General features: G+C 70.6%; 2 protein-coding genes. Both read right to left on the bottom strand.

The genetic code is table 11. The features are described 5' to 3' along the window. Positions 1–14: 14 nt before the first annotated feature. Positions 15–911 carry an IS3 family transposase gene (locus LY71_RS23020; protein ID WP_106282252.1) on the bottom strand — a complete coding sequence of 299 codons (897 nt, stop codon included), beginning with the start codon at positions 909–911 and terminating at the stop codon, positions 15–17. Continuing rightward, entirely contained in the window at positions 908–1,198 is a 291-nt protein-coding gene (locus tag LY71_RS23015) for a transposase (RefSeq protein WP_170121464.1), read from the bottom strand. The genes LY71_RS23020 and LY71_RS23015 overlap by 4 nt, the downstream gene beginning before the upstream one ends. Positions 1,199–1,261 lie beyond the last annotated feature (63 nt).

Here is a 1,261-nt window from a genome sequence, read left to right as displayed (position 1 = left end):
TGAAGTGACCCCCGTCAGGCGGACACCTCGTTCTGTGTCAGGTGCATGTTCTCGTAGTCGGCGGGGCTGAGGTTGCCGAGCCGGGAATGCCGGCGGCGGGTGTTGTAGAAGCCTTCGAGGTAGGAGAAGACCTCCATCTCCAGCTCGTGGCGGGTCGGCCAGGAGCGGCGGTAGATCAGCTCGGTCTTCAGGGTGGCGAACACCGACTCGGCCATCGCGTTGTCGAATGCCGAGCCGACCCGGCCCATGGAGGCGAGCAGGCCGGAGGCGCGTAGCGCCTTGCCGAACTCGTAGGAGGTGTACTGCGTTCCGCGGTCGGTGTGGTGCACGGTGCCGGCCGCCGGCTTGCGGGTGGTGATGGCCATGCCGACGGCGTCGAGGACGAGCTCCGTGCGCAGGTGGTCGGCCATTGCCCAGCCAACCACTCTGCGGCTGAAGGCGTCGACGACGACCGCCAGGTAGACGAAGCCCTCCCAGGTGCGCAGATAGGAGATGTCGGCGACCCAGAGCTGGTCGGGTGCCGCCGCGGTGAAGTTCCGCTCGACCAGGTCAGGTGCCGTGGCGGTGGTGGCGGTGCGGCGGCCGTACTTGCCGCGCCGGCGCCGGTGCACTCCTTCAATGGCGCCCAGGCGCATCAGTCGGGCGACCCGCTTGCGGTTCCAGGCGTGGCCGCGGTCGCGGACCTCGGCGGTCAGCCGGCGGGCGCCATAGACCCGGCGGTGCTCGACCCAGGCCGAGCGGGCGGCCTCGACCGCGTAGGCCTCCTCGACCTCAGCGGCGGTCGGACCACCGCGACGAGCAGCCCAGGCGTAGAAGCTGGTGGGGCTGATCCGGAACACGCGGCAGAGACGGCGCACGCCGTAGCTGGTCTTCTCCGCGGCGATGAACTCGCAGACCAGTCCGCGGCTCACCGGCCCGTCTCCCGAGCGAAGAAGACCGCGGCTTTTTTCAGGATCTCCCGCTCGAGTTCCAGCTCGGCCACCTTGCGCCGCAGCCGGGCCAGCTCCATCCGCTCATCGGCGCTGAGCGCGGCCGACCCGTCGGCCCGCTGGCGGCGCTCGGCGGCGACCCAGTTGCGCAGCGTCTCGTGGTTGATCCCGAGTTCGCCGGCGACCTCGCGGACGCTGCGCCGGCTGTCGAGCACCAGCTGCGCGGCCCGCTGCCGGAACTCCTCGGGGTACTTGCTCCGTCGGCCCACCCGGGCCCTCCCTCCTCGGCTTGCGCCAAGTCTGGAGGTGTTCAGCCGACGGGGGTCACTTCA

This window comes from Geodermatophilus tzadiensis (assembly GCF_003002915.1).
GTDB lineage: Bacteria > Actinomycetota > Actinomycetes > Mycobacteriales > Geodermatophilaceae > Geodermatophilus > Geodermatophilus tzadiensis.
The sequence above is the reverse complement of the archived record's forward strand: the minus strand, read 5'-3'. Positions and strand labels throughout refer to the sequence as shown.